This window comes from Kitasatospora sp. NPDC127121, assembly GCF_042677305.1.
In the GTDB taxonomy this organism is placed as follows: Bacteria; Actinomycetota; Actinomycetes; order Streptomycetales; family Streptomycetaceae; genus Kitasatospora.
The window spans coordinates 7,578-33,295 of the sequence record NZ_JBHXTQ010000025.1; the positions used below are offsets into that span (position 1 = coordinate 7,578).

29 protein-coding genes are annotated in these 25,718 nt (G+C 74.1%); 12 read left to right on the top strand and 17 right to left on the bottom strand.

The window, feature by feature from the left end; translation table 11 throughout:
• Positions 1 to 138: 138 nt before the first annotated feature.
• Together ACFVHI_RS15135 and ACFVHI_RS15140 are read right to left on the bottom strand one after the other, a co-directional pair.
• On the bottom strand, positions 139 to 1,401 hold the full coding sequence (locus tag ACFVHI_RS15135; protein ID WP_380339195.1) for an alpha/beta hydrolase family protein: 1,263 nt from the start codon (positions 1,399 to 1,401) through the stop codon (positions 139 to 141).
• 100 nt (positions 1,402 to 1,501) lie between these two features.
• A complete protein-coding gene (locus tag ACFVHI_RS15140) occupies positions 1,502 to 1,870 on the bottom strand; it encodes an ArsR/SmtB family transcription factor (RefSeq protein ID WP_380339198.1) in 369 nt (122 codons plus the stop codon).
• A 111-nt stretch (positions 1,871 to 1,981) separates the two neighbouring features.
• On the opposite strand from ACFVHI_RS15140, the gene ACFVHI_RS15145 reads away from it, so the two are divergent.
• Positions 1,982 to 3,181, top strand: a complete 1,200-nt coding sequence (locus ACFVHI_RS15145; RefSeq protein WP_380339201.1) for an MFS transporter — start codon at positions 1,982 to 1,984, stop codon at positions 3,179 to 3,181.
• Positions 3,182 to 3,234: 53 nt separating this feature from the next.
• Here the strand turns inward: ACFVHI_RS15145 and ACFVHI_RS15150 are convergent, their stop codons facing one another.
• Entirely contained in the window at positions 3,235 to 3,639 is a 405-nt protein-coding gene (locus tag ACFVHI_RS15150) for a nuclear transport factor 2 family protein (protein WP_380339204.1), read from the bottom strand.
• Between the two features lie 188 nt (positions 3,640 to 3,827).
• Here ACFVHI_RS15150 and ACFVHI_RS15155 point away from each other — a divergent pair, with 188 nt between their 5' ends.
• Entirely contained in the window at positions 3,828 to 4,235 is a 408-nt protein-coding gene (locus ACFVHI_RS15155) for a MarR family winged helix-turn-helix transcriptional regulator (RefSeq protein WP_380339385.1), read from the top strand.
• Positions 4,236 to 4,374: 139 nt separating this feature from the next.
• Here ACFVHI_RS15155 and pgm read toward each other — a convergent pair whose 3' ends face one another.
• Together pgm and ACFVHI_RS15165 are read right to left on the bottom strand one after the other, a co-directional pair.
• The gene (gene pgm, locus ACFVHI_RS15160) at positions 4,375 to 6,015 is read right to left on the bottom strand and encodes a phosphoglucomutase (alpha-D-glucose-1,6-bisphosphate-dependent) (protein WP_363377591.1); all 1,641 of its coding nucleotides are present in this window, start codon (positions 6,013 to 6,015) and stop codon (positions 4,375 to 4,377) included.
• A 128-nt stretch (positions 6,016 to 6,143) separates the two neighbouring features.
• A complete protein-coding gene (locus ACFVHI_RS15165) occupies positions 6,144 to 6,443 on the bottom strand; it encodes a YciI family protein (RefSeq protein WP_063352966.1) in 300 nt (99 codons plus the stop codon).
• 279 nt (positions 6,444 to 6,722) lie between these two features.
• Between ACFVHI_RS15165 and ACFVHI_RS15170 the strand changes: the two genes are divergently transcribed.
• Positions 6,723 to 7,103, top strand: coding sequence for a hypothetical protein (locus tag ACFVHI_RS15170; RefSeq protein WP_380339209.1), 381 nt, complete (start codon positions 6,723 to 6,725; stop codon positions 7,101 to 7,103).
• A gap of 63 nt (positions 7,104 to 7,166) precedes the next feature.
• On the top strand, positions 7,167 to 8,657 hold the full coding sequence (locus ACFVHI_RS15175; protein WP_380339212.1) for an FAD-binding protein: 1,491 nt from the start codon (positions 7,167 to 7,169) through the stop codon (positions 8,655 to 8,657).
• A 65-nt stretch (positions 8,658 to 8,722) separates the two neighbouring features.
• Here the strand turns inward: ACFVHI_RS15175 and ACFVHI_RS15180 are convergent, their stop codons facing one another.
• Positions 8,723 to 10,231, bottom strand: a complete 1,509-nt coding sequence (locus ACFVHI_RS15180) for a multicopper oxidase family protein (RefSeq protein ID WP_380339215.1) — start codon at positions 10,229 to 10,231, stop codon at positions 8,723 to 8,725.
• Positions 10,232 to 10,489: 258 nt separating this feature from the next.
• Between ACFVHI_RS15180 and ACFVHI_RS15185 the strand changes: the two genes are divergently transcribed.
• The 5 genes from ACFVHI_RS15185 (at position 10,490) to ACFVHI_RS15205 (ending at position 15,250) form a co-directional block, all read left to right on the top strand.
• Positions 10,490 to 11,869 (top strand): pyridoxal phosphate-dependent decarboxylase family protein, encoded by a 1,380-nt coding sequence (locus ACFVHI_RS15185; RefSeq protein ID WP_380339218.1) that lies wholly within the window; start codon positions 10,490 to 10,492, stop codon positions 11,867 to 11,869.
• 89 nt (positions 11,870 to 11,958) lie between these two features.
• Positions 11,959 to 12,624, top strand: coding sequence for a hypothetical protein (locus ACFVHI_RS15190; protein ID WP_380339221.1), 666 nt, complete (start codon positions 11,959 to 11,961; stop codon positions 12,622 to 12,624).
• Complete coding sequence (locus ACFVHI_RS15195; RefSeq protein WP_380339224.1) at positions 12,621 to 13,373, top strand: DUF6875 domain-containing protein; 753 nt, start codon at positions 12,621 to 12,623, stop codon at positions 13,371 to 13,373. Before ACFVHI_RS15190 ends, ACFVHI_RS15195 begins: the two co-directional genes overlap by 4 nt.
• 312 nt (positions 13,374 to 13,685) lie before the next feature.
• The gene (locus ACFVHI_RS15200; protein ID WP_380339227.1) at positions 13,686 to 14,225 is read left to right on the top strand and encodes an NUDIX hydrolase; all 540 of its coding nucleotides are present in this window, start codon (positions 13,686 to 13,688) and stop codon (positions 14,223 to 14,225) included.
• Positions 14,226 to 14,335: 110 nt separating this feature from the next.
• Positions 14,336 to 15,250 (top strand): aminoglycoside phosphotransferase family protein, encoded by a 915-nt coding sequence (locus ACFVHI_RS15205; protein ID WP_380339230.1) that lies wholly within the window; start codon positions 14,336 to 14,338, stop codon positions 15,248 to 15,250.
• Between the two features lie 16 nt (positions 15,251 to 15,266).
• Here the strand turns inward: ACFVHI_RS15205 and ACFVHI_RS15210 are convergent, their stop codons facing one another.
• Complete coding sequence (locus ACFVHI_RS15210) at positions 15,267 to 15,734, bottom strand: NUDIX domain-containing protein (protein WP_380339233.1); 468 nt, start codon at positions 15,732 to 15,734, stop codon at positions 15,267 to 15,269.
• Between the two features lie 97 nt (positions 15,735 to 15,831).
• Positions 15,832 to 16,029 (bottom strand): hypothetical protein, encoded by a 198-nt coding sequence (locus ACFVHI_RS15215; RefSeq protein WP_380339236.1) that lies wholly within the window; start codon positions 16,027 to 16,029, stop codon positions 15,832 to 15,834.
• Between the two features lie 118 nt (positions 16,030 to 16,147).
• Between ACFVHI_RS15215 and ACFVHI_RS15220 the strand changes: the two genes are divergently transcribed.
• The 3 genes from ACFVHI_RS15220 (at position 16,148) to ACFVHI_RS15230 (ending at position 18,859) form a co-directional block, all read left to right on the top strand.
• Complete coding sequence (locus tag ACFVHI_RS15220; RefSeq protein ID WP_380339239.1) at positions 16,148 to 16,987, top strand: helix-turn-helix domain-containing protein; 840 nt, start codon at positions 16,148 to 16,150, stop codon at positions 16,985 to 16,987.
• A complete protein-coding gene (locus ACFVHI_RS15225; RefSeq protein ID WP_063352976.1) occupies positions 16,972 to 17,178 on the top strand; it encodes a DUF397 domain-containing protein in 207 nt (68 codons plus the stop codon). The genes ACFVHI_RS15220 and ACFVHI_RS15225 overlap by 16 nt, the downstream gene beginning before the upstream one ends.
• Positions 17,179 to 17,323: 145 nt before the next feature.
• The gene (locus tag ACFVHI_RS15230; RefSeq protein ID WP_380339243.1) at positions 17,324 to 18,859 is read left to right on the top strand and encodes a pentapeptide repeat-containing protein; all 1,536 of its coding nucleotides are present in this window, start codon (positions 17,324 to 17,326) and stop codon (positions 18,857 to 18,859) included.
• A gap of 383 nt (positions 18,860 to 19,242) precedes the next feature.
• Here ACFVHI_RS15230 and ACFVHI_RS15235 read toward each other — a convergent pair whose 3' ends face one another.
• The 9 genes from ACFVHI_RS15235 to ACFVHI_RS15275 all read right to left on the bottom strand — a co-directional run bounded on the left by ACFVHI_RS15235 (position 19,243) and on the right by ACFVHI_RS15275 (position 25,699).
• Positions 19,243 to 19,416 carry a hypothetical protein gene (locus ACFVHI_RS15235; protein WP_380339246.1) on the bottom strand — a complete coding sequence of 58 codons (174 nt, stop codon included), beginning with the start codon at positions 19,414 to 19,416 and terminating at the stop codon, positions 19,243 to 19,245.
• A gap of 21 nt (positions 19,417 to 19,437) precedes the next feature.
• Entirely contained in the window at positions 19,438 to 20,370 is a 933-nt protein-coding gene (locus ACFVHI_RS15240) for an alpha/beta hydrolase (RefSeq protein WP_380339248.1), read from the bottom strand.
• Positions 20,367 to 21,122 carry an indole-3-glycerol-phosphate synthase gene (locus tag ACFVHI_RS15245; RefSeq protein WP_380339251.1) on the bottom strand — a complete coding sequence of 252 codons (756 nt, stop codon included), beginning with the start codon at positions 21,120 to 21,122 and terminating at the stop codon, positions 20,367 to 20,369. Before ACFVHI_RS15245 ends, ACFVHI_RS15240 begins: the two co-directional genes overlap by 4 nt.
• Positions 21,119 to 21,844 (bottom strand): N-(5'-phosphoribosyl)anthranilate isomerase, encoded by a 726-nt coding sequence (locus tag ACFVHI_RS15250; RefSeq protein WP_380339254.1) that lies wholly within the window; start codon positions 21,842 to 21,844, stop codon positions 21,119 to 21,121. The genes ACFVHI_RS15245 and ACFVHI_RS15250 overlap by 4 nt, the downstream gene beginning before the upstream one ends.
• On the bottom strand, positions 21,841 to 22,986 hold the full coding sequence (locus ACFVHI_RS15255; protein ID WP_063352981.1) for an acyl-CoA dehydrogenase family protein: 1,146 nt from the start codon (positions 22,984 to 22,986) through the stop codon (positions 21,841 to 21,843). The genes ACFVHI_RS15250 and ACFVHI_RS15255 overlap by 4 nt, the downstream gene beginning before the upstream one ends.
• A gap of 95 nt (positions 22,987 to 23,081) precedes the next feature.
• On the bottom strand, positions 23,082 to 23,456 hold the full coding sequence (locus tag ACFVHI_RS15260) for an ectoine synthase (protein ID WP_063352982.1): 375 nt from the start codon (positions 23,454 to 23,456) through the stop codon (positions 23,082 to 23,084).
• A 19-nt stretch (positions 23,457 to 23,475) separates the two neighbouring features.
• Entirely contained in the window at positions 23,476 to 24,399 is a 924-nt protein-coding gene (gene trpA / locus ACFVHI_RS15265) for a tryptophan synthase subunit alpha (protein WP_380339258.1), read from the bottom strand.
• The gene (locus ACFVHI_RS15270; protein WP_363378858.1) at positions 24,392 to 25,423 is read right to left on the bottom strand and encodes a hypothetical protein; all 1,032 of its coding nucleotides are present in this window, start codon (positions 25,421 to 25,423) and stop codon (positions 24,392 to 24,394) included. The genes trpA and ACFVHI_RS15270 overlap by 8 nt, the downstream gene beginning before the upstream one ends.
• 3 nt (positions 25,424 to 25,426) lie before the next feature.
• Positions 25,427 to 25,699 (bottom strand): acyl carrier protein, encoded by a 273-nt coding sequence (locus ACFVHI_RS15275; RefSeq protein WP_063352985.1) that lies wholly within the window; start codon positions 25,697 to 25,699, stop codon positions 25,427 to 25,429.
• Positions 25,700 to 25,718 lie beyond the last annotated feature (19 nt).

The following is a 25,718-nucleotide window of genomic DNA, read 5'->3' on the forward strand; positions in this document are numbered from 1 at the left end:
CCTACCTCCGGCCGCCCCCCCCCCGCCGCGACCCCCGCAACGCCGCGGACGGGCAAAGGCGCACTGGCCTAGACCCCACTCCAGCACCCACCCCCCCGCCACCCCGCGGGCGGTGGGTCCTGGCCGGTCCTGGCCGGTTCAGGCGTCGAGGGTGATCTCGGGGTAGTGCGGGGAGGGGGCGTCGAAGAGGGTGGTGGGGCGGCGGCGCAGGTGGAGCTGGAAGTAGGCGGTGAGGTAGGCGCGTTGGGCGGTGACGGCGCGCAGCGGGTCGCCGGTGCCGAGGAAGTGCTCCAGTTGGTCGGCGGGCCAGCCGATCACGTCCTGCCCCTGGGGGACGAGGAGTTGGAGGTCGGTGTAGGACAGGTGGCCGGAGCGGGTGAGGGTGAGCCGGCGGCGCCAGCCCGTCAGGTGGGGCCACAGGGTGTCCCACATGGCGTCGCGGGCGGGGCTGGCCCAGGTGGAGGCCATGAGCAGCAGGGGGCGCGGCTGGTCGGCGGTGGCGCAGGTGCCGAAGAGGGGGCCGTCGAGGACGGCTCCGGCGCGGATGCGGGGGTCGTCGTGGAGGGCCTGGGCGGTGGTGGCGCCGCCCATGGAGTGGCCGAACATGGCGACGGCGTCCGGGTCGAGGGCCTGGGCGAGGCCGGCGGGCAGGGGGCGGTGGTCGGCGTCGGGGTCGGCGCCGGCGGCGAGGTCGGTGAGGCGGTCGAGGACGAGGCGGACGTCGGCGGCGCGGTAGGCGACGATGTCGGCGTCGGTCATGGCCTGGACGGCGGCCTTGTCGCGTACTTCCAGGCGGTGGCCGGGGAATTCAATCTCGCCGGCGTCGAAGGTGTGGTCGACGGCGGCGACGACGTGGCCGTGGGAGGCGAGTTCCTCGGCGAGAGCGGTGTTGAAGGCGGAGTCGCCGCCGGAGCCGTGGGAGTTGAGGACGACGGGGTGGCGGCACGAGGTCTCGGCGGGGGCGTCGGCGTGGGCGTGGGTGGTGGGCCAGTCCAGGCCGGCGGCGGGGACCTGGAAGTAGGCGGTCTCCAGGTGGGCGGTCTCGGCGGGGCTCATCCAGGGGGCGCGGGGGTGGCCGGCGACGCGGGCGGCGGGGTACCAGAGGCGGGTGCGCAGCTCGCGCGGGCGCGGGGTGGGGGCCCAGCGGTCGGGGCGGGCGGGGTCGACCAGGTGCAGGGTGGTGGTGCCGACGGGGTGGGGCCCGGTGGGGGCGGGCAGCATCAGGCGCGGGGGCCGGCCCGGGGGTGAGGGCGGGGCGGCGGCGCGGGTGGCGGCGCGGGCGGGGGCGGTGCCCGCGGCGGTGAGCAGAGCGGTGGCGGCCAGGGCGGCCAGGGCGCTGCGGCGGCCGAACTGCGGGGCGGCAGCGGCGTACGGGGTGGTCACGGTGTGCGGGGTGGTCATGGGCCCACGGTGGCGGGTCGGGCCCTGCGGGCGCGTCGGGCCGGCGCAGGAGCGCCGGGCGGCGGGTACGACCGCGGGCATAGGCCCCGGGGCGCAGGCCTCAGCCGGAGACGGCGGGCCCAGCGGGCGCGGCGGGAGCTGCGGGGGCAGCGGGCGCACCGGTGAGGAGGGCGTCGAGCAGGCCGGGGAAGCGGGTGTCGAGGTCGGTGCGGCGCAGGCTGACGAAGCGGTTGCGCCCGGCGACGCGGGTGGTGGTGACGCCGGCCTCGCGCAGGACGCGCATGTGGTGGGAGACGGTCGACTTGTGGAGGTGCTCCAGGCCCAGGTCGCGGGGGGCGCAGGAGTGTTCGGCGCCGTCGGCGTAGCTGAGCAGCAGGGTCATCCGGACGGGGTCGCCGAGGGCGTGCAGGACCGTGACGAGGTCGATGTCGGCGGTGGTGGGCTGGGGCAGCCGCTCGTCTTCGGTCATGGCGCGTGATCCTCGTCGGGTCGTCGATGGTTTGACAATCATCCACCCATCCCTAGTGTTTGACGAGCGTCAAACTGTTGCCCTATCGTCAAACAATCGGGGGGCTTTTCCATGCCCGTACGCCTGCTCCTGCTCGCCCTCGGCACCTTCGCCATGGGCACCGACTCGATGGTCGTCGCCGGCATCCTCGGCCCGATCGCCGCCGACCTGGGGGTGTCCGTGCCGGCCGCGGGCCAGCTGGTCACCGTCTTCGCGCTCGGCTACGCGCTGCTGGCCCCGGTGCTGGCCGCGCTCACCGCCCGCTGGCCGCGCCGGCGGCTGCTGCTGACCGCGCTCGCGGTGTTCAGCGCGGCCAACGCGCTCAGCGCGCTCGCCCCGAACTACGGGCTGCTGCTGGCCACCCGGGTCCTGGCGGCCGCCGGGGCCGCGCTGTACACGCCGACCGCCAACGCGGTGGCCACCACCCTGGTCACCCCCGAGCGGCGCGGACGGGCGCTGGCCACCGTACTGGGCGGGATGACGGTGGCCACCGCACTGGGCGTGCCGCTGGGCACCTGGGTGGGGCGCGGCGACTGGCGGATGACGATGTGGCTGGTCACCGCGCTGGGCGTGGCGGCGCTGGCGGGGCTGGCGCTGCTGCTGCGCGACCTGCCGGCGCCGGTGGCGGCGCCGGGACTGCGGGCGCGCCTGGCCCCGCTGGGGCAGCGGCGGGTGCTGGGGGCGGCGGCCACCACGCTGGCGTTCTTCCTGGCCTTCCAGTGCGTCTACATCTACCTGGCCACCGCCGTCTCGGGGGCGACCGGGGGCGACGCGGACCGGCTGAGCCTGGTGCTGCTGACGGCGGGCGTGATGTCGGTGGCGGGCAGCTGGCTGGGCGGGCGCCTGGTGGACCGGGTCGGGGTGCGGCGGGTGCTGCTGACCGGCTCGACGGTGGCGGCGGGCGCGTTCGCCGCGCTGCCCTGGCTGGGGCGCAGCATGCCGGGGGCGCTGGTGTACGCGGCGGTGGTGCCGCTGGCGGGGTGGGCGGTGTCGGTGGCGCTGCCGCACCGGCTGGCGTCGATCGATCCGGGGAACGCGCCGCTGCTGATCTCGCTGAACAGCAGTGCGCTGTACCTGGGGACGGCGGCCGGGGGTGTGGCGGGCAGTGCGGCGATCGCGGTGCTGGGCGGGCGGTGGTTCCCGTTCGCGGCGGCGGGGCTGGCGCTGGTGGCGGCGGTGACGGCGGCGGCGACCACGCGGGACGCGCGGGCGGGTGCGCCGGCGGCGGCGGAGGTGGCGACGGTGCCGGCGCCGGCACCGTCGCGGTCCTGATCCTCGAACAGGCGGGGGCCCTCATCGGGCGGGGCTCTCAGCGGGCGGGGGTCTCAGCGAGCGGAGCCGAGGTTGCGGTCGACCTCGGCTCCGGCGAGCAGGAGGGTGGTCTCCTCGATGCGGCGCAGGCGTCCGCAGGGGGCGTACCGGCCGAAGAGGTAGACCTCCATGGAGACCCGGGTGCCGTCGGTCTTGAGGACGTCGACGGTGTGCCGGGTGGCGGTGCGGTCGCCGTCGTGGAGTTCCTCGTGGACCTGGACGCGGCCGGAGGCGACCACGGCGCGCAGGTGGCGGATGTGGTCGGTGAAGGCGGCGCGGTCGTCCCAGCGGCCGTCGGTGCGCTGGCGGTAGTCGGGGGTGAAGTGGCGCTCGACGGCGGTCTCCAGGTCGAGGCCGGGGGTGAAGAGCAGGTCGTCGAGGGCGGCGGCGATGGTGGTGCGGGGGGCGGTGGCGGGCATGGGGGTTCCCTTCTCGGAATCCGACAATGCGTGCGTGGCGCACGCTTCATGGGGTGAGCGTACCCCAGGAACGCGTGCGCCGCGCACGCTATGATCGGAGGGTGGACCACTCCCCCGAAATCCCCGACCCCGAGACCAAGACCGACCCGGAGGCCGCCCCCGGCCTCGGGGACACCGTCGCCCAGGCCCTGGCCGTCCTGCTGCGCCGCCCCGCCCGCGCCGCGCTCTACCGGCGCCTGACCGAGGGCCTGGGCGAGGCGGTGGACGAGGTCACCTACCCCGTGCTCTCCGGCCTGGCCCGCACCGGGGCGTGCAGCGCCGCCGACCTGGCCGCCGAGATCGGCCTGGACCGCTCCGGGGTCAGCCGCCGCGCCACCCGTCTGGAGGAGGCCGGGCTGCTGCGCCGCGAGGCCGATCCGCACGATCAGCGCGCCACCCTGCTGACCCTGACCGGCGCGGGCGAGCGCACCGTGGCGGTGATGCGCGGGCGCCTGGCCGGCGGCATCGAGGAGGCGCTCGCCTCCTGGCCGCCCGGGGAGGCCGAGGCGTTCGCCCGGTCGCTGCGGCGCTTCACCGAGCAGGGCCCGTTCGGCTGAGCACGAGACGAAAGGGCTAAGGGGCGGCGAAGCGACGGAGCTAAGGGGCGCGCGGGACAGCGCCGTGACGGCGAGGGGCCCGGAAAACGCGGGTGCCCCGGGCCGGTGAACCGGTCCGGGGCACCCGCGGGCGCGGGGATCAGGCGCCGAGGACCTCGCCGACCAGGGCGCGGGCCTCCTCCTGCACCCGGGCCAGGTGGCCGGTGCCGAGGAAGGACTCGGCGTAGATCTTGTAGACGTCCTCGGTGCCCGAGGGGCGGGCCGCGAACCAGGCGTTGTCGGTGCACACCTTGATGCCGCCGATCGGCGCGCCGTTGCCGGGCGCCTCGGCCAGCACCGCGGTCACCGCCTCGCCGGCCAGTTCGCCCGCGGTGACCTGCTGCGGGGAGAGCCGGGCCAGGCGCGCCTTCTGCTCGCGGTCGGCCGGGGCGTCCACGCGGGCGTAGGCGGGGGCGCCGTGGCGCTCGGTCAGCTCCCGGTAGTAGGCGCTGGGGGTGGCGCCGGTGACGGCGGTGATCTCGGAGGCCAGCAGGGCCAGCAGGATGCCGTCCTTGTCGGTGGTCCACACCCCGCCGTCGCGGCGCAGGAACGAGGCGCCGGCCGACTCCTCGCCGCCGAAGGCGATCGAGCCCTCCGCGAGCCCGTCGACGAACCACTTGAAGCCCACCGGCACCTCGACCAATTCGCGCTTGAGGTCGGCGGCGACCCGGTCCAGCATCGAGGAGGACACCAGCGTCTTGCCGACCGCGGCGTCGGCGGGCCAGTCCGCGCGGTGGCGGTACAGGTAGTCGACGGCCACCGCCAGGTAGTGGTTGGGGTTCATCAGGCCGCCGTCGGGGGTGACGATGCCGTGCCGGTCGGCGTCCGCGTCGTTGCCGGTGGCGATGGCGTACTCGTCGCGGCGCCCGATCAGGGAGGCCATCGCGGACGGCGAGGAGCAGTCCATGCGGATCTTGCCGTCCCAGTCCAGCGTCATGAACCGCCAGGTCGGGTCGGTGACCGGGTTGACCACCGTCAGGTCCAGGCGGTGCGTCTCGGCGATGCGCGCCCAGTACGCCACCGACGCCCCGCCCAGCGGGTCCGCGCCGATGCGCAGCCCGGCCGCGCGCACCGCGTCCAGGTCGAGGACGGCGGGCAGGTCATCGACGTAGGTGCCCAGGTAGTCGTGGCGCCCGGTGGTCGCCGCCGCCAGCGCCCGCGCGTACGGGACGCGCTTGACGCCGCGCAGGCCCTCGCGGATCAGCTCGTTGGCGCGGTCCTGGATCCAGCCGGTGGCCTGCGAGCCGGCCGGGCCGCCGCTGGGCGGGTTGTACTTGAAGCCGCCGTCGCGCGGCGGGTTGTGCGAGGGGGTGACCACGATGCCGTCCGCCAGCGCCCGGGGGCTGCGCCGGTTGTGGGCCAGGATCGCGTGCGAGACCGCGGGCGTGGGGGTGTAGCCGTCGGCCGCGTCCAGCAGTACCTGCACGCCGTTGGCGGCCAGCACCTCCACCGCCGTCACCTTCGCCGGCTCCGAGAGCGCGTGCGTGTCGGCGCCCAGGAACAGCGGTCCTGCGATGCCCTGTTGGGCCCGGTACTCGCAGATCGCCTGCGTGGTCGCGGCGATGTGGTCCTCGTTGAACGCGGCGTCCAGCGAGGACCCGCGGTGGCCCGAGGTGCCGAACGCCACCCGCTGGCCGACCTCCTGAGGGTCCGGGTTCAGCGCGTAGTACGCCGTCACCAGCCGCGCCACATCCACCAGGTCATCCGGCTGTGCCAACTGCCCGGCCCGTGCGTGTGCCATCCGTCTTCTCCCGCCAACTTCCCGTACGCGTCCTTGCCCCGTGCCACCGATCGTAGCCAGAACGCGACCGTGCCCCGAACCGCGAGGCGGGGCGGGGCACGGCGGGGCCGGGGTTCAGGGGCCGGGGTTCAGGCGGGCAGCTGCTGGCGGTAGGCGTCCAGGGCGGGGGCGGTGGTGGTGGCGAGGAACTCGGTCACCGTGTAGGCGACCAGGCCCTCGCGGGCGAAGGGGTCGGTGCGGGTCAGCTCCTCGACCGCGGCGCGGTCCTCGCCCAGCGCGATGATCACCCCGCCCTCGCGCGGCACCTTGCGGCCCGAGGCGAGGAAGGTGCCGGCCTCGTAGTGCCCGCGCAGCCACTCGACGTGCTGCGGCAAGGCGGCGTCGATGCGCTCCAGCGGGGCGGTGTACGTCAGCTCAAGTACGAACATGCGACCAGGCTAGCCCCGCACGGCAGGGGCCTCGCGGCCGGGGATCCCGGCGTGTACCGAGCCCCATTGTGCCAGTTCAGCGGGGGGTTTCGGTAGGACGCAGAGCACCCGGATCACACCTTGCCGGGCGGCGGGCGCAGCCCGCAGACTCGTCCGCATCCACTCCTTCGGCCACGCGCCGGCCCCCTGCCCAGGGCGGCCGGGGCGCGCGCCGTGCTGCGCACGGGCCGTACGGCGCCGCAGGCGGTGGGCGGTGAACGGACGAAGGGGGACGCGAGGATGACGGTGCACAAGGACACGGCACGCAAGGACGCGGCGCACAGGGACACGGCGCACAGGGACCTGGTGCTCAAGGCGCGGGTGCGGCTGCTGAGCCACAACGAGTGGATCCTGGACGCCCCGGAGGGGCTGTGGGTGTACCGGGCGCTGTTCCCGGTCAGCCCGCCCGTGTACGCCTACAAGCTCGCCTACGTGCTGTGGACGGCGGCCGACTCGCCGCGGGTGGCCCATCTGCCCCAGGCGCGGCGGGCGTTGCTGGAGGAGGCGCGGGCCGCCTGCGCGCACATCCCCGCCGGCGCCCCGGCCTACCAGATGCGGATGCCGGAGTACATCGCGGCCGCGCTGGCGGGGCTGGAGCAGGAGGGGCGTGCGGGGAGGTAGGTGGTCGCGGGGTGGTTGCGGTACAACAATCCCTATTTGACGACTGATCGGAGAAACGCTGATATGAGCAGTTCAGGTCTGTCCCGCCGCGCACTGATCGCCGGCGCCGGCGCCGCCGTCGTCGGCTGGAACACCGCCGCCCGCGCCTGGGCCGCCGAGCCGGGCGAGAACGTGGATCAACTGCCCGCCCTGGACGGCACGGTGGCCCTGCGGGGCACCGACGTGGAACGGTTCTCCTCCGACTTCGGGCACCTGGTCACCGCCTCGCCCCGCGCGGTGCTGCGCCCGGCCTCGGTGCGCGACGTCCAGAAGGTGGTGGCCTTCGCCCGCCGCCACCGCATCCCGGTGGCGGTCAACGGGCAGAGCGGCGACCAGGCGGCGGCCGGCGACAGCGGGCTGGAGTCGCACTCCAGCTACGGCCAGGCCAACCCCCGCGGCGGCATCGCGATCGACGCGCGCGGGCTGTCGCGGATCCTCTCCGTCGAACCCGGGCGCGCCGTCGTGGAGGCGGGCGCCACCTGGGCGCAGCTGACGGACGCGGCGCTGGCGGCGGGCTGGATGCCGCCGTGCCTGACGGACTACCTGCACCTGTCGGTGGGCGGGACGCTGAGCGTGGGCGGCATCGGCGGGGCGGTGCAACGCCACGGGCTGCAGGCGGACACCGTGCGGTCGCTGGACGTGGTGACCGGCACCGGCGAGCTGGTGACGGCCTCGCGCGAGCACAACCGGGAGCTGTTCGAGGCGGTGCTGGCCGGCGGCGGGCAGGTGGGGATCATCGTGCGGGCCACGCTCGCCCTGGTGCCGGCGCGCGAGCGCGCCACCGTGTTCACCCTGGCCTACGACGACGCGGACCTCTACCGCGCGGACCAGGAGAAGGTGCTGGCCCAGGGCCGCTTCGACCTCCAGGTCGGCAACGTGGTGCGCAGCGCGGACGGGCAGCGGTGGCGCTACACGGCGGAGCTGGTGGCCTACGGGGACGCCGGGCGGGCGGTGGACCGGGAGACGCTGCTGGCGGGGCTGCACGGGGTGGCGGGCGAGACGACGGTGGTGGAGCAGAGCTGGCGCGAGTACGCGTTCCGGGTGGACGCGTTCGCGGGCTACCTGCGGGCGGCCGGGTTCTGGGGGCTGCCGAAGCCGTGGCTGAGCCTGTTCCTGCCCGCCTCGACGGTGGGGGTGTTCATGCGGGAGGCGACCGCGCTGCTGACGGCGGAGGACCTGGGGGCGGGGCTGCTGCTGTTCTACCCGTACGCGCGGGCGCGGGTGGGGGCGCCGCTGGCGGTGCTGCCGCAGGAGCCGGTGGGCTGGCACTTCGACCTGCTGGCGTTCCCGGCGCCGGGGGCGGACACGGCGGCGATGCTGGAGCGCAACCGGCGGCTGTACGACCGGGCGGTGGCGCTGGGCGGCAAGCGCTACCTGATCGGGGCGGTGCCGGGGATGACGGGGGCGGACTGGCGGCGCCACTACGGCGGTCTGTGGGAGCGGGTGGAGCGGGCCAAGCGGCGGTGGGATCCGGCGGGGATCCTGGCACCGGGCCAGGGCATCCACGCCGGCTGACGGCCGGGCCCCCGGGCCGCCTGCGGGGGGGGCGGGCGGCCCGGCGGGGGGCAGATAGAAGGTGGTCAGGTGATCTCCAGCTGCGCCATCATGCCCATCGCGGAGTGGTCCAGCAGGTGGCAGTGGTAGGGGTAGCGGCCGCGGTAGGAGTCGAAGAGGGCCTGCAGGCGCACGCTCTCCCCCGGCAGCAGGCGCACGGTGTCCTTCAGGCCGGACTCCGCCGGGCCGGGCGCGGCGCCGTTGCGCGCCAGCACCCGGAACTGCACCAGGTGCAGGTGGAAGTTGTGCGGGACGTCCTTGTTGGCGTTGACGACCGTCCAGATCTCCGAGGTGCCGAACGCCACCGAGGCGTCCACCCGCGCCGGGTCGTACACCTTGCCGTCGATCAGTCCCAGCGGGGCGGCGCCGGGCTTCTCCTGGTACTCCAGGACGACGGTGCGCTCGCGGGCCGCAGCGCCCAGGGCGGGCAGGGTGCGCAGCTGGGCGGGGACGCGGCTGGGGTCGTCGGCGGCGCGGGTGATGTCGAAGCGCAGGACCTGGCCGACGTGTTCGGCGGGGCCGGGGGGCATGGAGTTGGTGAGGACGATGCTGGAGCCGACCGGGTAGCGGGAGAAGTCGACGACGACGTCGGCGCGCTCCCCGGGGGAGAGGTCGACGGTGTCGGTGACGTGGGGGCGTTCCAGCAGGCCGCCGTCGGAGCCGATCTGGGTGAGGGGGCCGCCGTCGGCCAGGCGCAGGGAGAAGAAGCGCAGGTTGGAGGAGTTGAGCAGGCGCAGCCGGTACTTGCGGGCGGCGACCTCGACCTTGGGCCAGGGGCGGCCGTTGGCGAGGATGGTGGTGCGGTTGAGGGGGTCGTCCATGCGGTAGACGAGGCGGCCCTGGGGGTCGAATCGGGCGTCGCGCAGGGCGATGGGCAGGTCGTAGCGGCCGGCGGGCAGCGGCAGGGCGGCTTCGGTGGCGTCGGTGATCAGGTAGGTGCCGGCCAGGCCCCGGTAGACGTGCTCGGACTCCAGGTGGTGGGCGTGGTCGTGGAACCACAGGCTCGCGTGGGGCTGGTCGTTGGGGTAGGTGTAGGTGCGGGTGGCGCCGGTGTCCAGGAGGTTCATGGGGCCGCCGTCGGAGGCGACGGGGACGCGGGCGCCGTGCAGGTGGACGGAGACGGGGTCGTCCAGCAGGTTGGTCTGGCGCACCACGACCGGGCGTCCGGAGCGGGCGCGGATGACGGGGCCGGGGAAGGCGCCGTTGTAGGTGAGGACGTCGGTGCGGTGCCCGGGCAGGATGCGGGCGTAGGCCTTGAGCATGGTGACGGCGTAGGTGTCGGCGGCGCCGTCGGTGGAGACGGGGGCGAGCACCGGGGGCAGGGGCATCGCGGCGGTGAACTTCGGTGCCAGGGTGGGGCCGGCGTCGGGGCCCGGGTCGGCCTCGGCGGCGGGGGCGGTGGCGCCCGGGTGGGTGTGGGCGGCCGCGTCGGCGGCGGTCTCCACGGAGGCGGCCGGGCGCAGGGTGGTGCGCATGAGCAGGACCCCTCCCCCGGTCGCCAGGGCGGCGCCGATCATCCTGCGTCTGGTCACCATCGCGCGTCCTCCTGCTGCCGGCCCGGTGTGGCGGTGTGCCCGTGCGGCCCCGGCGGGTGGGGCGGGGGCGGGTTCCGGGGGTGATTGCAGCAGCGGATCCTTGCGCCCGGTTGGGGTCCGGCTGAGGCCCGGTGGAGCGCGCGGGGCGGGTTGCGGGCGGGGCGCGCGGTGAGCTGCGGGTGTTGCGGGCCGCTTGCGGCGGGCGGTCACCGTGGCTCGCAGAACACTGGAGGATCCCTCGAAGGGAAGGGCCGGAGCGTGGACCTGCGGTACTGGCTGCCGAGGGCGGCCGAGGTCGCCGAGCAGTGGGGAGAGCGGTTCGGGCCGTACAGCCCGCACCCCTCGCACCAGGTGGACGACGCGGACTTCGCCGCCGCGTTCGAGCGCTTCGCCAAGCGCCTGGAGCACAACTATCCGTTCTTCCACCCCCGTTACGCCGGGCAGATGGTCAAGCCGCCGCACCCGGCCGCCGTCGTCGGCTACCTGACGGCGATGCGCTTCAACCCCAACAACCACGCCTACGAGGGCGGGCCCGCCACCAACGACATGGAACGCGAGTGCGTCGCCCAGCTCGCCGCCATGTTCGGCCTGCCCCGCCACGTCGGCCACCTCACCAGCAGCGGCACCATCGCCAACCTGGAAGCCCTGTACGTGGCCCGCCAGAGCCACCCCGGGCGCGGCGTCGCCTACAGCGCGCAGTCCCACTACACGCACAGCCGCATGTGCCACGTCCTGGGCGTCGAGGGCCACGCGGTGGCCGCCGACGCGGACGGGCGCATGGACGTCGACGCGCTGGCCGCCCTGCTCGCCACCGGCCGCGTCGGCACGGTGGTCGTCACCGCCGGCACCACCGGGCTCGGCGCCGTCGACCCGGTGCACGAGGTACTGGCACTGGCCCGCCGCCACGGGGTGCGGGTGCACGTGGACGCCGCCTACGGCGGGTTCTTCGCCCTGCTGGCCACCGACGACGCCCAGGCCGCCGCCCTGCGCCTGGACCCGGCGCCGTGGCGGGCCATCGCCGGCTGCGACTCCGTCACCGTCGACCCGCACAAGCACGGCCTGCAGCCCTACGGCTGCGGCGCGGTGCTGTTCGCCGACCCCGACATCGGCCGCCACTTCGCCCACGACTCCCCCTACACCTACTTCACCGACGCCGAACTGCACCTGGGCGAGATCAGCCTGGAATGCTCGCGCGCCGGCGCCGCGGCCGCCGCCCTGTGGCTGACCCTGCAACTGCTGCCGCTCACCCCCCAGGGGCTGGGCGCCGTCCTGGCCGGCGGGCGGCGCGCGGCCCTGGCCTGGGCGGACCTGATCGAGGACAGCCCGCACCTGACCCTCCACCAGCGCCCGCAACTGGACATCGTCACCTACCACCCCACCCCCGGCGGGACGCCGATGTCCGCCGTCGACGCCGCCAGCCGGCACGTGCTGCGCCAGGGCATGGCCGACGAGCAGGACCCGCTCTACCTGAGCCTGCTGCGGGTGGACGCCGCCGACTTCACCCGCCGCCACCCGGCAGCGGCGGCGGACGCCGAGGGGGCCTCGGTGCTGCGCAGCGTCCTGATCAAGCCCGAGGCGGAGGACCACCTGCCCGCCCTGCACGCGCGCCTGACCTCGCTCGCCACCGCCCGGCCCTGACCCGCCCGTCGCCCCGCTGTACGAGTGCACCCCCAGTACGACCGCCCTGCTGTCCCGCCGCCCGCCGCCTGTCTGCCGAGGAGTGTCCGTTGACCACCGCCACCGTCCCGCCGGGCGCCGCCCTCGCGGCCCCCGCGGTCCGCCCCGCCCGACCCGAGGAGGCCCCCGCCCTCGCCCGGGTGCTCGCCGCCGCCTTCCACGACGACCCGCTCACCCGCTGGGCCTTCCCCGACGACGCCCACCGCGCCCGCATCCTGCCCGCCTTCTTCCGCGTCCACGTCGACCAGTGCCTGGCCCACCAGGGCGCCCTGACCGCCCAGCACCCCGACGACCACGGCCCCGTCGGCGCGCTGCTCTTCCTGCCCCCCGGCGTATGGGAACACCCCGGGGAGCAGGACCAGGCGGCCGCCCGCGCCCTGGACGCGGCCGTCGACGCCGACGCCCACCCCGAATCCGCCCGCCGCCTGGCCGCCATCACCCGCCTCCAGGCCCGCCGCCACCCGCGCCACCGCCCCCACCACTACCTGGCGTTCGTCGGCGCCCACCCCGACGCCCGCCACACCGGCACCGGCACCGCCCTCCTGCGCGCCTTCCTGGCCCGCGTCGACCACGACGGCCAGGCCGCCTACGCCGAGACCAGCTCCCCCGGCGGCGCCCGCGTCTGCGGCGCCGGCGGCTTCACCCGCTTCGGCGAGGCCATCGCCCTGCCCGCCGGCGGCCCCCGCCTGACCCCCGTGTGGCGGGGCCCCCGATGACCACCCACACCCTCGACATCGACACCGCGCTGCACAGCGACACCGCACTGCACAGCGGCACCGCACTGCGCGTCGACACCGCACTGCGCGTCTACTCCGCCGAGCAGATCGACGCCGGCGCCGCCGACCACCACCCCGAGGCCGCCGAGATCCTCGCCTGGAGCCGGCGCTTCCTCACCACCGCCCACCCCGACCTCGGGCGCAGCGGCCCCGTCTGCCCCTACACCCAGCCCTCGCTGCGCCGCGGCCTGTTCCACATCGCCGTCGCCGACACCCGCGCGGGCGGCGACCTGCCCGCACTCGTCGGCGACCTGCCCGCACTCGTCGGCGAGCTGCGCGCCTGGTACGAGCGGCTGCTGGCCGACCTGACGGAGGAGTCGGACCGGGAGCTGCTGACCGTCCTGCTGGTGCTGCCGGGCCTGGACCGCGCCGACTCCACCGCGCTGGACGAGGCGCAGCGCAAGGCCAAGGACGAGTTCGTCGAACAGGGCCTGATGATCGGCCAGTTCCACCCCGTCTGCGAGGAGGGGGGCCTGTGGAACCGCTCCTTCAGGCCGCTGCGCGCGCCCGTGCCGCTGCTGGCGGTGCGCAAGCTCCTCGTCTTCGACCTGCCCTTCCTCGTCGACGACGAGGCCCACCTGGCCCACTACCTGGCCCGCTTCGCCCCCCAGGTCCCCGCCCGCATCCGCGACCAGCTGGTCTCCGGCATGACGGAACACCGCAGGACCGCCCGCCTGACCGCCGCCTGAGCCGCGGCCCCCCGGCGCGCGGAGCCGGGTCGGCGCCCGGCTCCGCGCGCACCCCCTTTTTCGCTGTTGCGCATGTCGCCATTTCGCCGGCGACAAGCGGCGGCCTGCTCTGCGGCCATCTCGCCGAGGAGGGACCGCGCCGGGAACGGGCCGCCGGATCGGTGAGGCGTCAACTGGCTTCCAGTGAGGAAGCATTGCGCATGTCGGTGAGGGCGGAGGCCAGGTGGGCGGAGCCGACGGCGGCAGCGAGCGCGGAGGCCTGGGCGGCTCCAACGAGCGCCCGGAGTCAGGCCGGAGCCGTACAGTCCAGCCATGACCCACCCCGCCGCGTCATGGCGCGAGATCGAACGCACCACCATGTTCAGCAAGTTCGGCCGGTCCGTGGAACGCGTCGACTTCGAGCTGCCCGACGGACGGAAGGAGGAGTTCTACCTCAAACGCGAGCGCCCAGCCGGCGCCGTGCTCGCCCTCACTCCCGACCAGCACGTCATCCTCGCCCGCCAGTACCGGCCCGGCCCCGACCGCGTGCTGTACGAACTACCCGGTGGCTTCATCGAACCCGGAGAAGAGGCAGCCGAGGCCGTCGCCCGCGAACTGCTGGAGGAGACCGGCTACCAGGGCGAGGTCCACGCGGCCGGACCGTACTGGCACGACGCCTACTCCACCGCCCTGCGCTTCGCCTTCTACGCCACCGGCTGCGCCAAGGTCACCGAGCCGACCCCGGAGCGCACCGAGTTCATCGACGTGGTCACCCTGCCCCTGCCCGAGTTCCGCTCCACCGTGCTGCGCAGGGGCCAGATGACCGACACCGCCGCCGCCTACCTCGCCCTGGACCGCCTCGGGCTCCTCTGACCCGGGGGCGTACGGGCGGGCCGGCGTCCCAGCTCTTCGACGGGACCCGGACAGCAGCGGTTTCGGGAAAATCGCTGGCGGCGGTGGCGCCCGGCGTGAAGGCTCGCACCGTGGCCCTTCACGAGAACGAGATCTTCGCGGACCAGGCGGTCGTCCGCTCCCTGCTCCGGGAGCAGCGGCCGCACTGGGCCGGCCTGTCCGTCTCGCCGGCCGGCGCGGGCACGGACAACACGATGTACCGGCTCGGCGACGACCTGCTCGTGCGGCTGCCGCGCACCGCGCAGAGCGCGGAGTCCGTGCGGAAGGAGCAGACGTGGCTGCCGCGGCTGGCGCCGCACCTGCCGTGCCGCGTCCCGGAGCCGGTGCACGCCGGGACGGCGAGTGCCGCGTTCCCGCTCGCCTGGTCGGTGTACCGCTGGATCGACGGCGAGGAGCCCGGCCCGGGGTCGGTCACCGACTGGCCCGCCTTCGGGGCCGACCTGGCGGCGGTCGTCAAGGACCTGCACTGCGCCCCGCTCATGGGGGCCGTCCGCCACGGCGCGCTCGACTGGTACCGCGGAGGCGACCTGCGGGACAGCGACGAGTCGATCACCGCATGCTTCGAGAAGTGCCGGACGATCCCGGGCCTCGACCTCAACCTCGACATCGAGCACCTGCGGCACCTGTGGAAGAGCGCGCTCGCCCTGCCCGGGCCGTCCGGCCACCAGGTGTGGCTGCACGGCGACCTGAAACCCTCCAACCTGCTCGTCCGGCAGGGCAGGCTGCACGCGGTCATCGACTTCGGATGCCTGTCGGTCGGCTTTCCCGACGCCGAGCACGCCACGGTGTGGGACCTTCCGACCCCGGCCCGCCAGGCGTACTGGGACGCCCTCGGCCTCGACGACGTGACGTGGCTGCGGGCCCGGGCGTGGGCGGTCGGCGTCGCAGTCGGCGGGCTGTCGTACTACTGGGGCACCTATCCCGGCTTCGTCGGCGAATGCCTGGCGCGGCTGTCCGCGATCCTGGAGTCCGCCGGCGCGCGGTGAACCAGGGCGGCGGTTCTCAGTTCGCGCGCTGGCCGTGGAGGAGGACGGGCAGCGCGCGGCCCGCCAACGCCTCGCTGACGCGGGCGAGTTGGGAGGGCGCCATGACGTCGTGGAGTTGGCGGGCGGGGACGAAGCGGGCGCCGAACAGGCCGCTGCGGTGCCGGGGCGGGACGGTCAGGCGGACGTCGTCATGCACGGTGCCGCCGTCGAACACGAGGTTGAGGCGCTCCAGGTAGCGGTCGGCGGGGGTGAAGTCGACCGCCAGGACGTCGGCGAGACGGAGGTCGAGCCCGGTCTCGGCGTGCAGGTTTCGGGCGGCGGCGAGGTGCGGGGGCTCGTTCGGCTTCGCAGCGCCGCCGGGCAGGATCAGCCCGTCCATGTAGTCCGGGTCCACGAGGAGGACATCGCCGCGCGGGTTGCGGACGAGGACGAGGCAGCCGAGCCGGCACACCGGCGGCTTGGCGAGCAGGCGGGGGTCGCGCATCGGGCGGTTCACCTTCTGAGGGCGGCGAGGAGTACGAGGGAGAAGCCCGCCAACCACAGGAGGCGGGCGAGGAGTTCAGCCGTCATGCGCCAGGCGCTCACTCCCCCGGCCGCTTGTGGACCTCGAACACGCGCCACGTGCCCCAGGCGTCGGAGAAGGACCTGAACCCGCTGAGCTCACCGTCCGGTTGGCGCAACCACTCCCGGGTGACCTCGTTGCGGACCCGGTAGAGGCGGGCCCCGGCGTCCCAGCGCACGCCGTAGCCGTCGAGGCGGGGAACTTGGGCATCGGCCATGGGAATAACCTTCCGCAATCAGTGTTTCACGTTCTGTGCACATGATGGCCCGGCGTCATCTAGCATCGGAAGTGATGTGCGACTTGCAGTCAGGCCAGCCGTGAGTTGGGGAAGCTCCATGAACAAGAAGACCATCGACCCGACCTCGTCCCCGTGGGCCGCCTTCGGAGTTCAACTCCGCAGGTCACGCGAAGCAGTTGGGCTCACCCAGGTCCAACTGGCGAAGAAGGTCGGGTGCACCGCATCGCACCTGTCCTACGTCGAACTTGCGCACCGACCGCCGAGCCTGCAGCTGGCGGAGCTGGCCGACCAGGAGCTCAGGACCGGCGGCACGCTGGTACTGATGTACTGGCAGCTCAAGCACACCGCGTTGTTGGAGGGCTTCCCGGAGTACACCAACTACGAGGCCCGCGCGGAGCAGATCAAACTCTTCGAGATCAACGTCATCCCCGGGCTCCTGCAGACACGGGCCTACGCCGCGGCGATCGAGGCCGGTTACGTCCGACAGGGCAGCACCTCTCCGGAACAGGCCTCCGAACGTGTCGATTTCCGGATCGCCCGACAGCAGATCCTGGACTGGACACCACCGCCGTTCCTGCACGCCGTGCTCGACGAAAGCTGTCTCAGCCGAATCATCGGGGGCCGGGAGGTCATGCTCGAACAGCTGACCCACCTCGAAGCGTTCGCCCGCCGACCGAACGTGGTGATCCAGGTGGCGCCGTACTCCCTGGGCGAGAACCGGCCGTTCATTCGTCCGGTGACGCTGCTTACCATGCCGAACCACAAAATGCTCGCCTACCTGGAAACTGAGCAGCGTGGCTACATCGACCGGGATTCTCAGCCGACCAGGGAACTGGACAGGAGCTACGATCGCCTTGTAGTCGAGGCCATGAACCAGGCCGACTCACTCGCAACGATCAGCTCGGTACGGAGGAAGCTCGAATGGATGTCGAACTGACTGACGCCTGCTGGAAAAAGAGCTCATACAGCAGTGGCGGCGGCCAGTGCATCGAGGTGGCCGAGGGTTTCGCCAACGTGACACCCGTCCGCGACTCCAAAGACCCCCACGGCCCGGCCCTCCTCTTCCCCACCCCCGCCTGGCAGGCCTTCGTCACCGCCATCCGCGCAGGCGAATTCGGCACCGACTAGGCCTACCGCTGGACCTACGACGGCTCCCCGCTCGAAGCCACATGAACCCCCGAAGGGTCAACGCGGTGCTGCGCTAGGGTCTGACGGCATGGGATCACCGACGGAACCGGACGCCTCCGGGGAGTTCCAGCGGATAGCCGACTGCTTGGCGGGGCCGGGTGCCGACGCGCACCACGCCGGCTTGCAGGAGCTTGAGACACTCGCCCGGGCACATCCCGCGCTGCGCCAGCCTGCCGCCGACGCCGTGTGCCGCTACCTGCGCGGCACCGTTGTGGAAGCTGCCGACAGTGCTGTCGCGCTTCTTGTCGCGCTGGCGCGGGGCGGAGACCACCTCGCCTTCGCCCTGGAGGGCGCCGTCTTGCCGGACGTCGACTTCAGCGGCTGCTCCTTCGGGCCGACGGTCTTCGCGGACGCCCACTTCCGCGGCCGCTGCGTCTTCGACGGCGCTCACTTCCGCGACGACGCGATCTTCGCGCGGGCCGTGTTCGAAGGCGAGGCGTCGTTCGCCGACGTCAGGTTCGGCGCAGACGCCCACTTCGGGCTGGCGCGGTTCCACTCCCCGGCCGGCTTCGCCGGCGCCCGGTTCGACAATATGGCCTGGTTCGGCCGTGGTGAGGAGTCCGTCCAGGAGGACGACCCCCGATTCGAAGAGTTCGACGAGGACGGCGACCTGCCCTCTGGCAAGCCGGATCCGTTCGGGGTGCAGATCCCCTGGCGCGAGCCGAACGAGGCCGATCCCGGCTGGCCGAGCGCCGTGCTTCAAGAGGACTACCAGACCTGGTACGAGGGCAGCGACGGCGCCTGCTTCCGGGATCGGGTGTCCTTTCACGGCGCGCGATTCCACGGTCCGGCCTGGTTCTGGAAGGCACGGTTCGGGGCGGATGCGGAGTTCGGCGACGCCTGGTTCGGCGATCAGGTCCATCTCGACCAGCCGAGTGTGGATCTCACCGGCGCGACCGCGGACACCGTCGCCGAGGAAGACGACGCTTCGGAGTCCGACGACGCGGAAGGCTCGTTCAGCCCTCAGCAATGGCCCTTCGGCTGGGTGCTGCGCCCCGAGGACAACGGGCCGGGCCGGCTGGTGACGGACGAGTCCGTGGCGCCCTACGCCCACCAGCTCGCCGACGCCGACCCGGCGGTGCGGCTGTCCGGACTGCACGTGCTCGACGCGCTCGGCCAGGCCCGCGCCGACCAGCGGGCCGGAATCGTCGACGCGGTCTGCGGATTCCTGAGGGCGCCGCTGGCGTTCGAGGCCGGCGATGAAGCCGCGCTCACCGCGGAGCAGGTGGCCGAACTGAGGCTGCGGCGGACCGCGCAGCAGATCCTCACCGACCACCTCCGCCCTCACGACCCCGGGGCGGCGCCGGATTCCCCGCCGCGCGAACAGTTCTGGGACGGAGTCGATCTCAGCCTTTCCGCCGCCACTCTGATCGACTTCGACCTCAGTGACTGCCGGTTCGCGCGTGCGGACTTCATGGGCACTCAGTTCCACGGGACCACCAACTTGGAGCGAAGCGCGTTCAAGGCGCACTTCATGCTGCCGGGCGGCGGCGGATACGCCACGTTCCACGGCGAATGCCGCACCGCCGGCGCCGCCCTCACCGAGGGCTGGGCCGGACAGAGAAGCGCCGACGAGACCCTCCAGCAGGTTCGGGCGCGGTCGGCCGAGGTGACTGCCTGAGTCAGTCCGCCAGCCGTCGACCGGCTTCCGAGCCGGCACGCCATACGTCAGCAGCATCGGCTCCCGCTCGGTCTCGGGCGCCGGACGCCACTCGTCGATCGGCACCAGGCCAGGCGGCTGGATCTGGAGGCTGTCGAGCCAGGCCGCGATCTGCTCGGGGGTGCGGTTGGTGAACGGCACGCCGGTGGACTTCTGGTAGTCGGCGAGCATGGCGTCCCGCTCGTCCGGGTGGGCCGGGTCCGGCGCCGGCCGAAGATCACCGAGCTCAAAGTACGCTGGCGGGCAAACCGAGCTGACGCGACGTCAGAACATCGCGGCACCAAGGCAATCCGCTTCACGCGCCCCGGCGGCGCGCCGATGGGCGCGGGCGATGGCGCAGTGACCTACTCGGCGGCCTCGGGCATGGCGGCCGGCCCGAGGTCGCCGTCGGGCTCGCGGGTGATCAGGGCGAGCAGGGCGGGGTCGGCGTGGACCTCGGCGCTGTGGCGCCACTGGGTGAGCAGCAGCGCGATGGGGGCGAGGTTGTCCAGGGCCACCGCGCCGCGGGCGGTGTCCACGATCTCCCACCCACCCTGCGGTCAGCCGGCGGCGGCCAGGGCCGGTTCGGGGGCGGCTGTGGCGGGCTGGGGCCGGGGGCGGGTGAGGCATTCGTCGGTGAAGGCGAGGGCGCGCAGGTGGTAGGGGCGGGCGGCGTGGCCCAGGGAGAGGTTGTGGCCGGCGCGGTGGGCGGTGACGAGGTGGGCCAGGCCCGGGGGGAAGGCGGCGGTGAGGGCGGTGCGGTGGGAGGGCTCCAGGCGCCACCAGGCCTCGTGGTCGGCGAGGGTGAGGCGCACGGGCACGCGTACGCGGGCGGCCAGGGCGCTGTAGCGGGCGGGCCAGGTGGCCAGTTCGCGGGATTCGAGGGCGGGGACGGGGGTGAGCAGGGTGCGGGCGGCGTGGAAGGTGCCGGGCGGGTAGAGGCCGAGGGGGCCCCAGTTGAGGCGGCCGCCGCCGGCGAGGTCGTCGGGCCGGTCCCACGCGCCGGGGGCGTAGTGCTGGGCGAGGCCGGAGATGTCGGCGCCGAGCAGGGGCAGGCGGGGGTCGGCGGGCCAGTGGGCGGCGAGGTGGAGGGCGATCTTGCCGCCGAAGGAGTGGGCGAGGAGCTGGACGCCGGCGCCGACGGGGTGGGCGCGGGCGTAGTCGGTGAGGGCGGCGTGCAGGGTGGCGGCCTGGTCGGCGATGAGCTGGCCGTCGGGCAGGCGGTGGGCGGAGGCGCCGTGGCCGGGGCGGTCCAGGGCCAGGACGGTGTAGCCGAGGTCGGCGGCCAGGGTGAGCAGGCTGGTGTCGGGGTGGGCGGGGCCGGCGAAGTAGGCGGCGCGCATGCCGCGGCCGTGGATGGCGAGGAGGACGGCCTTGGGGGCGCGGTCCTGGGGTTCGGCGACGAGGGCGGAGACGGGGATGCCGCCGGCGTCCAGGACGAGGGAGCGGGTGGCGAGCCGGGGGTTGGGCCGCAGGTTCGGGCGGGGGTTCATACGGCGGCCCCGGCCCGGGCGGTGGCGGCGCGATCTGCGGTCCCGGCGCGGGTGGCGGTCCCGGCGCGGGCGGTGTCGAGGTCGGTGAGCCAGCCGGTGAGGTCGCTCTGGCGCATCAGGGCGGTGCCGATGAGCAGTCCGGCGTAGCCGGCGTCCAGGAGGCGGGCGGCGTCGGCGGGTTCGGTGATGGCGGAGGCGGAGACGGGGGCGCGGGTGCCGGTGGCGTGCAGGGCGGGCAGCAGGCGCAGGCTGCGTCCGAGGTCGCCGCGGTCGCGTTCGCGGGTGCGGATGTCCTTGTTGTTGACGGCGATGACGCAGTGTTCGGGCTGGGGCAGGTGGGCGAGTTCGTGTTCGCCGGTGATCTCGACGAACGGGGTCAGGCCCAGGGCGAGGGCGGTGGTGACCAGGCGGTGCAGGGAGGTGGCGGGCAGCAGGGCGGCGGTGAGCAGGACGGCGGAGGCGCCGAGGGCGGCGGCGGCCTCCAGTTGGGCGGGGCGGGTGAGGAAGTCCTTCTGGAGGACGGGCAGGTCGGTGGCGGCGGTGACCTCGCGCAGCAGGCGGGGGGTGCCGCCGAACCAGCGGCCGGTGACCACGGACAGGCAGGGCGCGCCGGCCTGTTCGTAGCGGGTGACGAGGTCGGTGACGGTGCGCGGGCCCAGCAGGTCGGTGCCGTGCGGGTCGCGGAGTTTGACTTCCATGATCAGGGGGCGTCTCGCGGCCAGCAGGGCGTCGAGGAACCGCGGGGCGCTCATACGCGAGCCTCCTTGGGGCGGGGGTGCCAGGCGTGGGCGAGGGCGGTGACGGCTTCGTGGGTGAAGTCGCCGGCCCGGTTGCGGGCGGCGGTGTCGATGTCGGCGCCGGCGTACAGGGGGTGGTCGGTGACGGTGCGGTAGGTGTCGCGGTTGGCGGCGTTCAGGCCGCCGGCGAGGAGGAAGGGGATGGTGAGGCGGGGCAGCAGGGTGTGGACGTCGGCGGGGGCCAGGGGGTGGCCGGTGGAGCCGACGCGGCCGTCGTCGGTGACGGTGTCCAGGAGGAACAGGTCGCAGCCGGCGCGTTCGAAGGCGCCGATGAAGGGGCGTTCCAGGCAGCGGCCGCGGGAGAGGTGGAGGACTTTGACGAGGACGGCGTAGGGCAGGTGGTGGCGCAGTTCGGTGACGAGAGCGGGGTTCTGGTAGGCGTGGAGCTGGATCCAGCGGATGCCGGTGGCGCGGGCGAGGCGGGCGAGTCGGTCGGCGTCGTCGAGGAAGGTGACCAGGACGGGTTCCAGGCCCAGGCGGATGGCGGTGGCGGCGAGGTGGGCGAGGTGTTGTTCGGAGAGTTCGGCGGGGCCGCCGGGCACGCCGTGCCACAGGCCCACCAGGGTGGGGCCGGATTCGGCGAGGAGGGTGAGGTCGGCGCGGGTGCGGGCCCCGCACACCTTGAGGTGGCGGGGCCGCGCGGGCGGCAGCGGGCGGGGCGGGGCGGGGGCGCTCACTTGCCGAGTCCGAGCATGGCGGCGATGCGGTTGTACTGGATCTCGTTGCTGCCGGAGTAGATGGTGCCGGCGACGGCGTTGCGCACGTCCTTCTCCAGCCCGTACTCGGACATGTAGCCGTTGCCGCCGAAGACCTGGACGGCGGCCAGCGAGGTGGCGAGGTTGGATTCGCTGGTGAGGAGTTTGGCGATCGCCATGTCGACGGTGACGTTCTCGCCGGCCTCCAGGCGCTGGGCCGTGTCGTAGAGCCACTTGCGGGCGGTCTCCAGGCGGATCTTGGTGTCGACGATCTTGTTGGCGACCGACTGGTAGGAGCCGATGGGCTTGCCGAAGGACATGCGGGTCTTGGCGTAGTCGAGGCAGCGGGCCAGGCGGTGCTGCATCTCGCCGGTGTTGACGATGAAGGAGTAGAGGATCTCGCGTTTCATGACGTGGTCCAGGACGAGGAAGCCGCCGCCGACGCGGCCCAGGACCCGGGAGGCGGGCACCTTGACGTCGTCGAGGTAGACCTCGGACAGCGGTGAGGTGCGCAGGCCCATCTTCTTGATGGGGTTTCCGGTGCTGATGCCGGGCATGTCGCGGTCCAGGAGGAACGCGGTGACGCCGAGCGCCCCGCCCTGGGGGTGGGTGCGGGCGTAGACGACGATGACGTCGGCGACGGGGCCGTTGCTGACGAAGGTCTTGGCGCCGTTGAGGACGAAGTGGTCGCCGTCGCGGATCGCGCGGGTGCGCATCTGCATGGCGTCCGAGCCGCCCTCGGACTCGGTGATGGCGTGGGCGCCGATGGCCTCGCCGGAGGCGATGCGCGGCAGGTAGGCCTCTTTGAGGGCGGGTGAGCCGAAGGCCTGGAGGGGGACGCCGGTGGAGGCGAGGGAGGTGGTGACGGAGAAGTTGAGGCCGCCGTCGCGGCAGGTCTGCCCCAGGCCCTCCAGGACGTACATGGTGGTGAGCAGGGACTGGCCCAGCCCGCCGTAGCGTTCCTCGAAGGGCAGGGACAGGATGCCGGTCTTCTGGACGAGGCGCCACTTGTCGTGGGAGAAGGCGGCCTGTTCGTCGCCTTCGATGTGGCCGGCGCTCAGGTCGTCGCCGAAGCGGGCCAGGCCCTCGCGCAGGGCGTGCTGGTCGGCGTTCCAGCGGATCATGGACGTGCCGCCTTCCTCCCGGGCCCGCGTGCGGGGCCCGGGGTGGCAGGCCGGCGCGCGGGGCGCCGGCGCGTGACTCGAAGGGGGGTCTTCGCCTAGTAGGCGGAGGAGGAGGAGGCGTCGAGCTGGTGGACCTCGTCGCCGCGCAGGGCCGGGGAGAAGACGCAGACCAGGCGCAGGTCCTCGTGGGGGCTGGCGACCAGGTAGTGGGCGTCGTGCTGGTCGAGGGCGTAGAGGCGGCCGGGGGTGATGGGGTGGGAGGTGCCGTCCATGGCGATGACCTCGCCGGAGCCGGCGATGCAGTAGCACGCCTCCAGGTGGTTGCGGTACTCCAGGCGGGACTTGGTGCCGGCGTTGACGATGGTGTCGGTGAGGGTGTAGCCGAGGTTGTCGCCGGCCACCAGGAAGCGGCGGGACAGGCCGTTGCCCCACTCGACGGTCTGGACGTCGTCAAGGTCGCGGATCAGCATGCTGGTTCTGCCTTTCGTGTCAGCGGGCGAGGGTGGTGGTGCCGGGGGTGGTGCTCGTGCTGGTGGTGCGCGGTGTGGCGGTGGTGCGCGGTACGGCGGTGGTGCTGGTGGTGGTGCGTCCGGCCGTGGCGGGCTGGGGTGGCCCGGGCGGGCGGAGGTCGTGGAGGAGGGCGCGCAGCGCCTGGGCGGCGTCGCGGCCCTCGGTGAGGGCGGTCTCGATGCGGGCGACGGCGGCGGAGCCGACGATCGCGGCGTCGGCTCCGGCGGCGGCGACCGCGTCCAGGTCGGCGGCGCTTTTGACGCCGAAGCCGATGGCGACCGGGGTGGCGGGGGCGGCGGCGCGCAGGGTGGCGACGGTGGCGGCCAGGGTGTGGTGGCCTGCCGCGGGGGTGGTGCCGGAGCGGCCGTAGTGGGCGACGAGGTAGACGTAGGCGTCGTGGGCGTCGCGGGCGGCGGCGGCGAGGACCTCGGGGGTGGAGGTCGGGTAGCAGGTGGCGACCTGCGGCAGGGCGGCCTCGCGCAGGGCCTGGCGCCAGGCGGGGCGCAGGCGGGGCGGCAGGGCGTGGACGAGCAGGGCGTCGGCGCCGGCCTGGGCGATGGCGCGGGCGCAGGTGGCGGGGTCGGCGGCGCGCAGGCTGTGGCTCCAGTCGGCGAGCAGTGCGATCTTCAGGTTCTTCAACTGGGGCCGCAGGGTGGCGAGTTCGTCCAGGACGGTGTCCAGGGTGGTGCCGGCGGCCAGGGCCCGGTCGGCGGAGCGGCGGATGACGGGGCCGTCGGTGGGCGAGTTGGGGAAGGGGACGGCGAGTTCGAGGACGTCGACGCCTTCCTCCTCCAGGACGAGGGCCAGGTCGGTGAGGCGGGCGGGCGGGTCTCCGGCGTTGAGGAACAGGGCCAGGTGCGGGCGGCCGTCGGCGCGGGCGGCGAAGAACGTGGTGTCAGGCATGGGCGGGGGCCTTGTGGTCGGCGCGCAGGCGGGCGGCCAGGGCGCGGGGGGCGCCGTCGGCCAGGGCGTCCAGGGCGGCGGTGTGGGCGGTGTGCCAGTGGGTGTGGCGGCCCGAGGCGAGGGCGAGGGCGGCGGCGTTGAGGGCGATGGTGTGGGTGGCGGTGGGGCCGGCGCGGCCGGCGAGGGCTTGCAGGAAGTGGCCGGTGAGGTCCTCGGGGTGGGGGGCGAGGTCGGCCAGGGTGCCGTCGGCGGGGGCGATGGAGCCGGCGGGCAGGTGGAGGGTGGTGTCGGGGGTGTGCAGGGTGTTGTCGGCGAAGGGCAGGAGTTCGTCGGCGCCGGCGGTGTTGGTGGCCAGCCACACGGCGCGCCCGGGGGTGCGGGGGGCGAGGTGGCGCAGGGCGGGCAGGTCGGTGGTGGCGCTGGTGCCGGTGAGTTGGGCGGTGACGGGCACGGTGGCGAGCAGCGGGCCGAGGGTGTTGAGGAGGCGGCCGAAGGGTTTGAGGGTGAGCGGGAACAGGAGGCGGGCCAGGCGGGTGAGGGCGGGCGGGTAGACGTGGGGGCCGGCGAAGGCGATGCCGTGGCGGGCGAGGTGGTCGGCGGTGGCGGTGTGGGAGGAGGTGAGGGTGATGCCGAGGCGCTCCAGCAGGTCGATGGAGCCGGCGCTGCTGGTGTAGGCGCGGGAGCCGGTCTTGACGACGGGTACGCCCATGGCGGCGGCGGTCAGGGCGGCGGCGGTGGAGAGGTTGAAGGTGGCCGGGCCGCCGCCGGTGCCGACGATGTTGACGCTGGCGGGGTGGGCGGGGCCGGGGTGGGGGCTGCGTTCGGTCAGGGAGGTGGTGAAGGCGGCGAGGGTGTCGGGGGCGGGCAGGCGGGTGGTGAGGGCGGCCAGCAGGGCCGCGGCCTGGGCCCGGTCGCTGTCGCGGGCCGGGCCCGGGGTGCGCTGCTCCAGCTGGTCCCACCACGAGCGCCAGGTGTCCAGGTCGACGTCGTGCCCGGCGAGCAGGGCGGTGAGGGCCGGGTGCACGGGTCAGCCGCCTGCCACGGCGCTGGCCGGGACGGCGCGGCGCTGGGTGATGAAGGCGTCGATGGCGGTGACGGAGCGGAAGTTGTTGGGGTCGAGGTCGGTGTCGTCGACGGGCAGGGCGAAGTGGTCCTCGACCCAGGCGATGAGCTTGAGGACGCCCAGGCTGTCGATGACGCCGTCGGAGAGCAGGTCGTGGTCGTCGGCGAGTTGCTCGGGGGTGACGTCGGGCAGGAACTCCTCGATGAGGAACCGCTTGATCTGGGCGATGTTGCTCATGGCTCGCAACTCCCTTGGG

Excerpts from the sequence above, each read along its gene's own strand:
- ACFVHI_RS15135 (WP_380339195.1), bottom strand. The coding sequence starts at position 1,401 with ATGACCACCCCGCACACCGTGACCACCCCGTACGCCGCTGCCGCCCCG.
- ACFVHI_RS15140 (WP_380339198.1), bottom strand. The coding sequence starts at position 1,870 with ATGACCGAAGACGAGCGGCTGCCCCAGCCCACCACCGCCGACATCGAC.
- ACFVHI_RS15145 (WP_380339201.1), top strand. The coding sequence starts at position 1,982 with ATGCCCGTACGCCTGCTCCTGCTCGCCCTCGGCACCTTCGCCATGGGC.
- ACFVHI_RS15150 (WP_380339204.1), bottom strand. The coding sequence starts at position 3,639 with ATGCCCGCCACCGCCCCCCGCACCACCATCGCCGCCGCCCTCGACGAC.
- pgm (WP_363377591.1), bottom strand. The coding sequence starts at position 6,015 with ATGGCACACGCACGGGCCGGGCAGTTGGCACAGCCGGATGACCTGGTG.
- ACFVHI_RS15165 (WP_063352966.1), bottom strand. The coding sequence starts at position 6,443 with ATGTTCGTACTTGAGCTGACGTACACCGCCCCGCTGGAGCGCATCGAC.
- ACFVHI_RS15170 (WP_380339209.1), top strand. The coding sequence starts at position 6,723 with ATGACGGTGCACAAGGACACGGCACGCAAGGACGCGGCGCACAGGGAC.
- ACFVHI_RS15175 (WP_380339212.1), top strand. The coding sequence starts at position 7,167 with ATGAGCAGTTCAGGTCTGTCCCGCCGCGCACTGATCGCCGGCGCCGGC.
- ACFVHI_RS15180 (WP_380339215.1), bottom strand. The coding sequence starts at position 10,231 with ATGGTGACCAGACGCAGGATGATCGGCGCCGCCCTGGCGACCGGGGGA.
- ACFVHI_RS15195 (WP_380339224.1), top strand. The coding sequence starts at position 12,621 with ATGACCACCCACACCCTCGACATCGACACCGCGCTGCACAGCGACACC.
- ACFVHI_RS15200 (WP_380339227.1), top strand. The coding sequence starts at position 13,686 with ATGACCCACCCCGCCGCGTCATGGCGCGAGATCGAACGCACCACCATG.
- ACFVHI_RS15210 (WP_380339233.1), bottom strand. The coding sequence starts at position 15,734 with ATGCGCGACCCCCGCCTGCTCGCCAAGCCGCCGGTGTGCCGGCTCGGC.
- ACFVHI_RS15215 (WP_380339236.1), bottom strand. The coding sequence starts at position 16,029 with ATGGCCGATGCCCAAGTTCCCCGCCTCGACGGCTACGGCGTGCGCTGG.
- ACFVHI_RS15220 (WP_380339239.1), top strand. The coding sequence starts at position 16,148 with ATGAACAAGAAGACCATCGACCCGACCTCGTCCCCGTGGGCCGCCTTC.
- ACFVHI_RS15225 (WP_063352976.1), top strand. The coding sequence starts at position 16,972 with ATGGATGTCGAACTGACTGACGCCTGCTGGAAAAAGAGCTCATACAGC.
- ACFVHI_RS15240 (WP_380339248.1), bottom strand. The coding sequence starts at position 20,370 with ATGAACCCCCGCCCGAACCTGCGGCCCAACCCCCGGCTCGCCACCCGC.
- ACFVHI_RS15245 (WP_380339251.1), bottom strand. The coding sequence starts at position 21,122 with ATGAGCGCCCCGCGGTTCCTCGACGCCCTGCTGGCCGCGAGACGCCCC.
- ACFVHI_RS15255 (WP_063352981.1), bottom strand. The coding sequence starts at position 22,986 with ATGATCCGCTGGAACGCCGACCAGCACGCCCTGCGCGAGGGCCTGGCC.
- ACFVHI_RS15260 (WP_063352982.1), bottom strand. The coding sequence starts at position 23,456 with ATGCTGATCCGCGACCTTGACGACGTCCAGACCGTCGAGTGGGGCAAC.
- trpA (WP_380339258.1), bottom strand. The coding sequence starts at position 24,399 with ATGCCTGACACCACGTTCTTCGCCGCCCGCGCCGACGGCCGCCCGCAC.
- ACFVHI_RS15275 (WP_063352985.1), bottom strand. The coding sequence starts at position 25,699 with ATGAGCAACATCGCCCAGATCAAGCGGTTCCTCATCGAGGAGTTCCTG.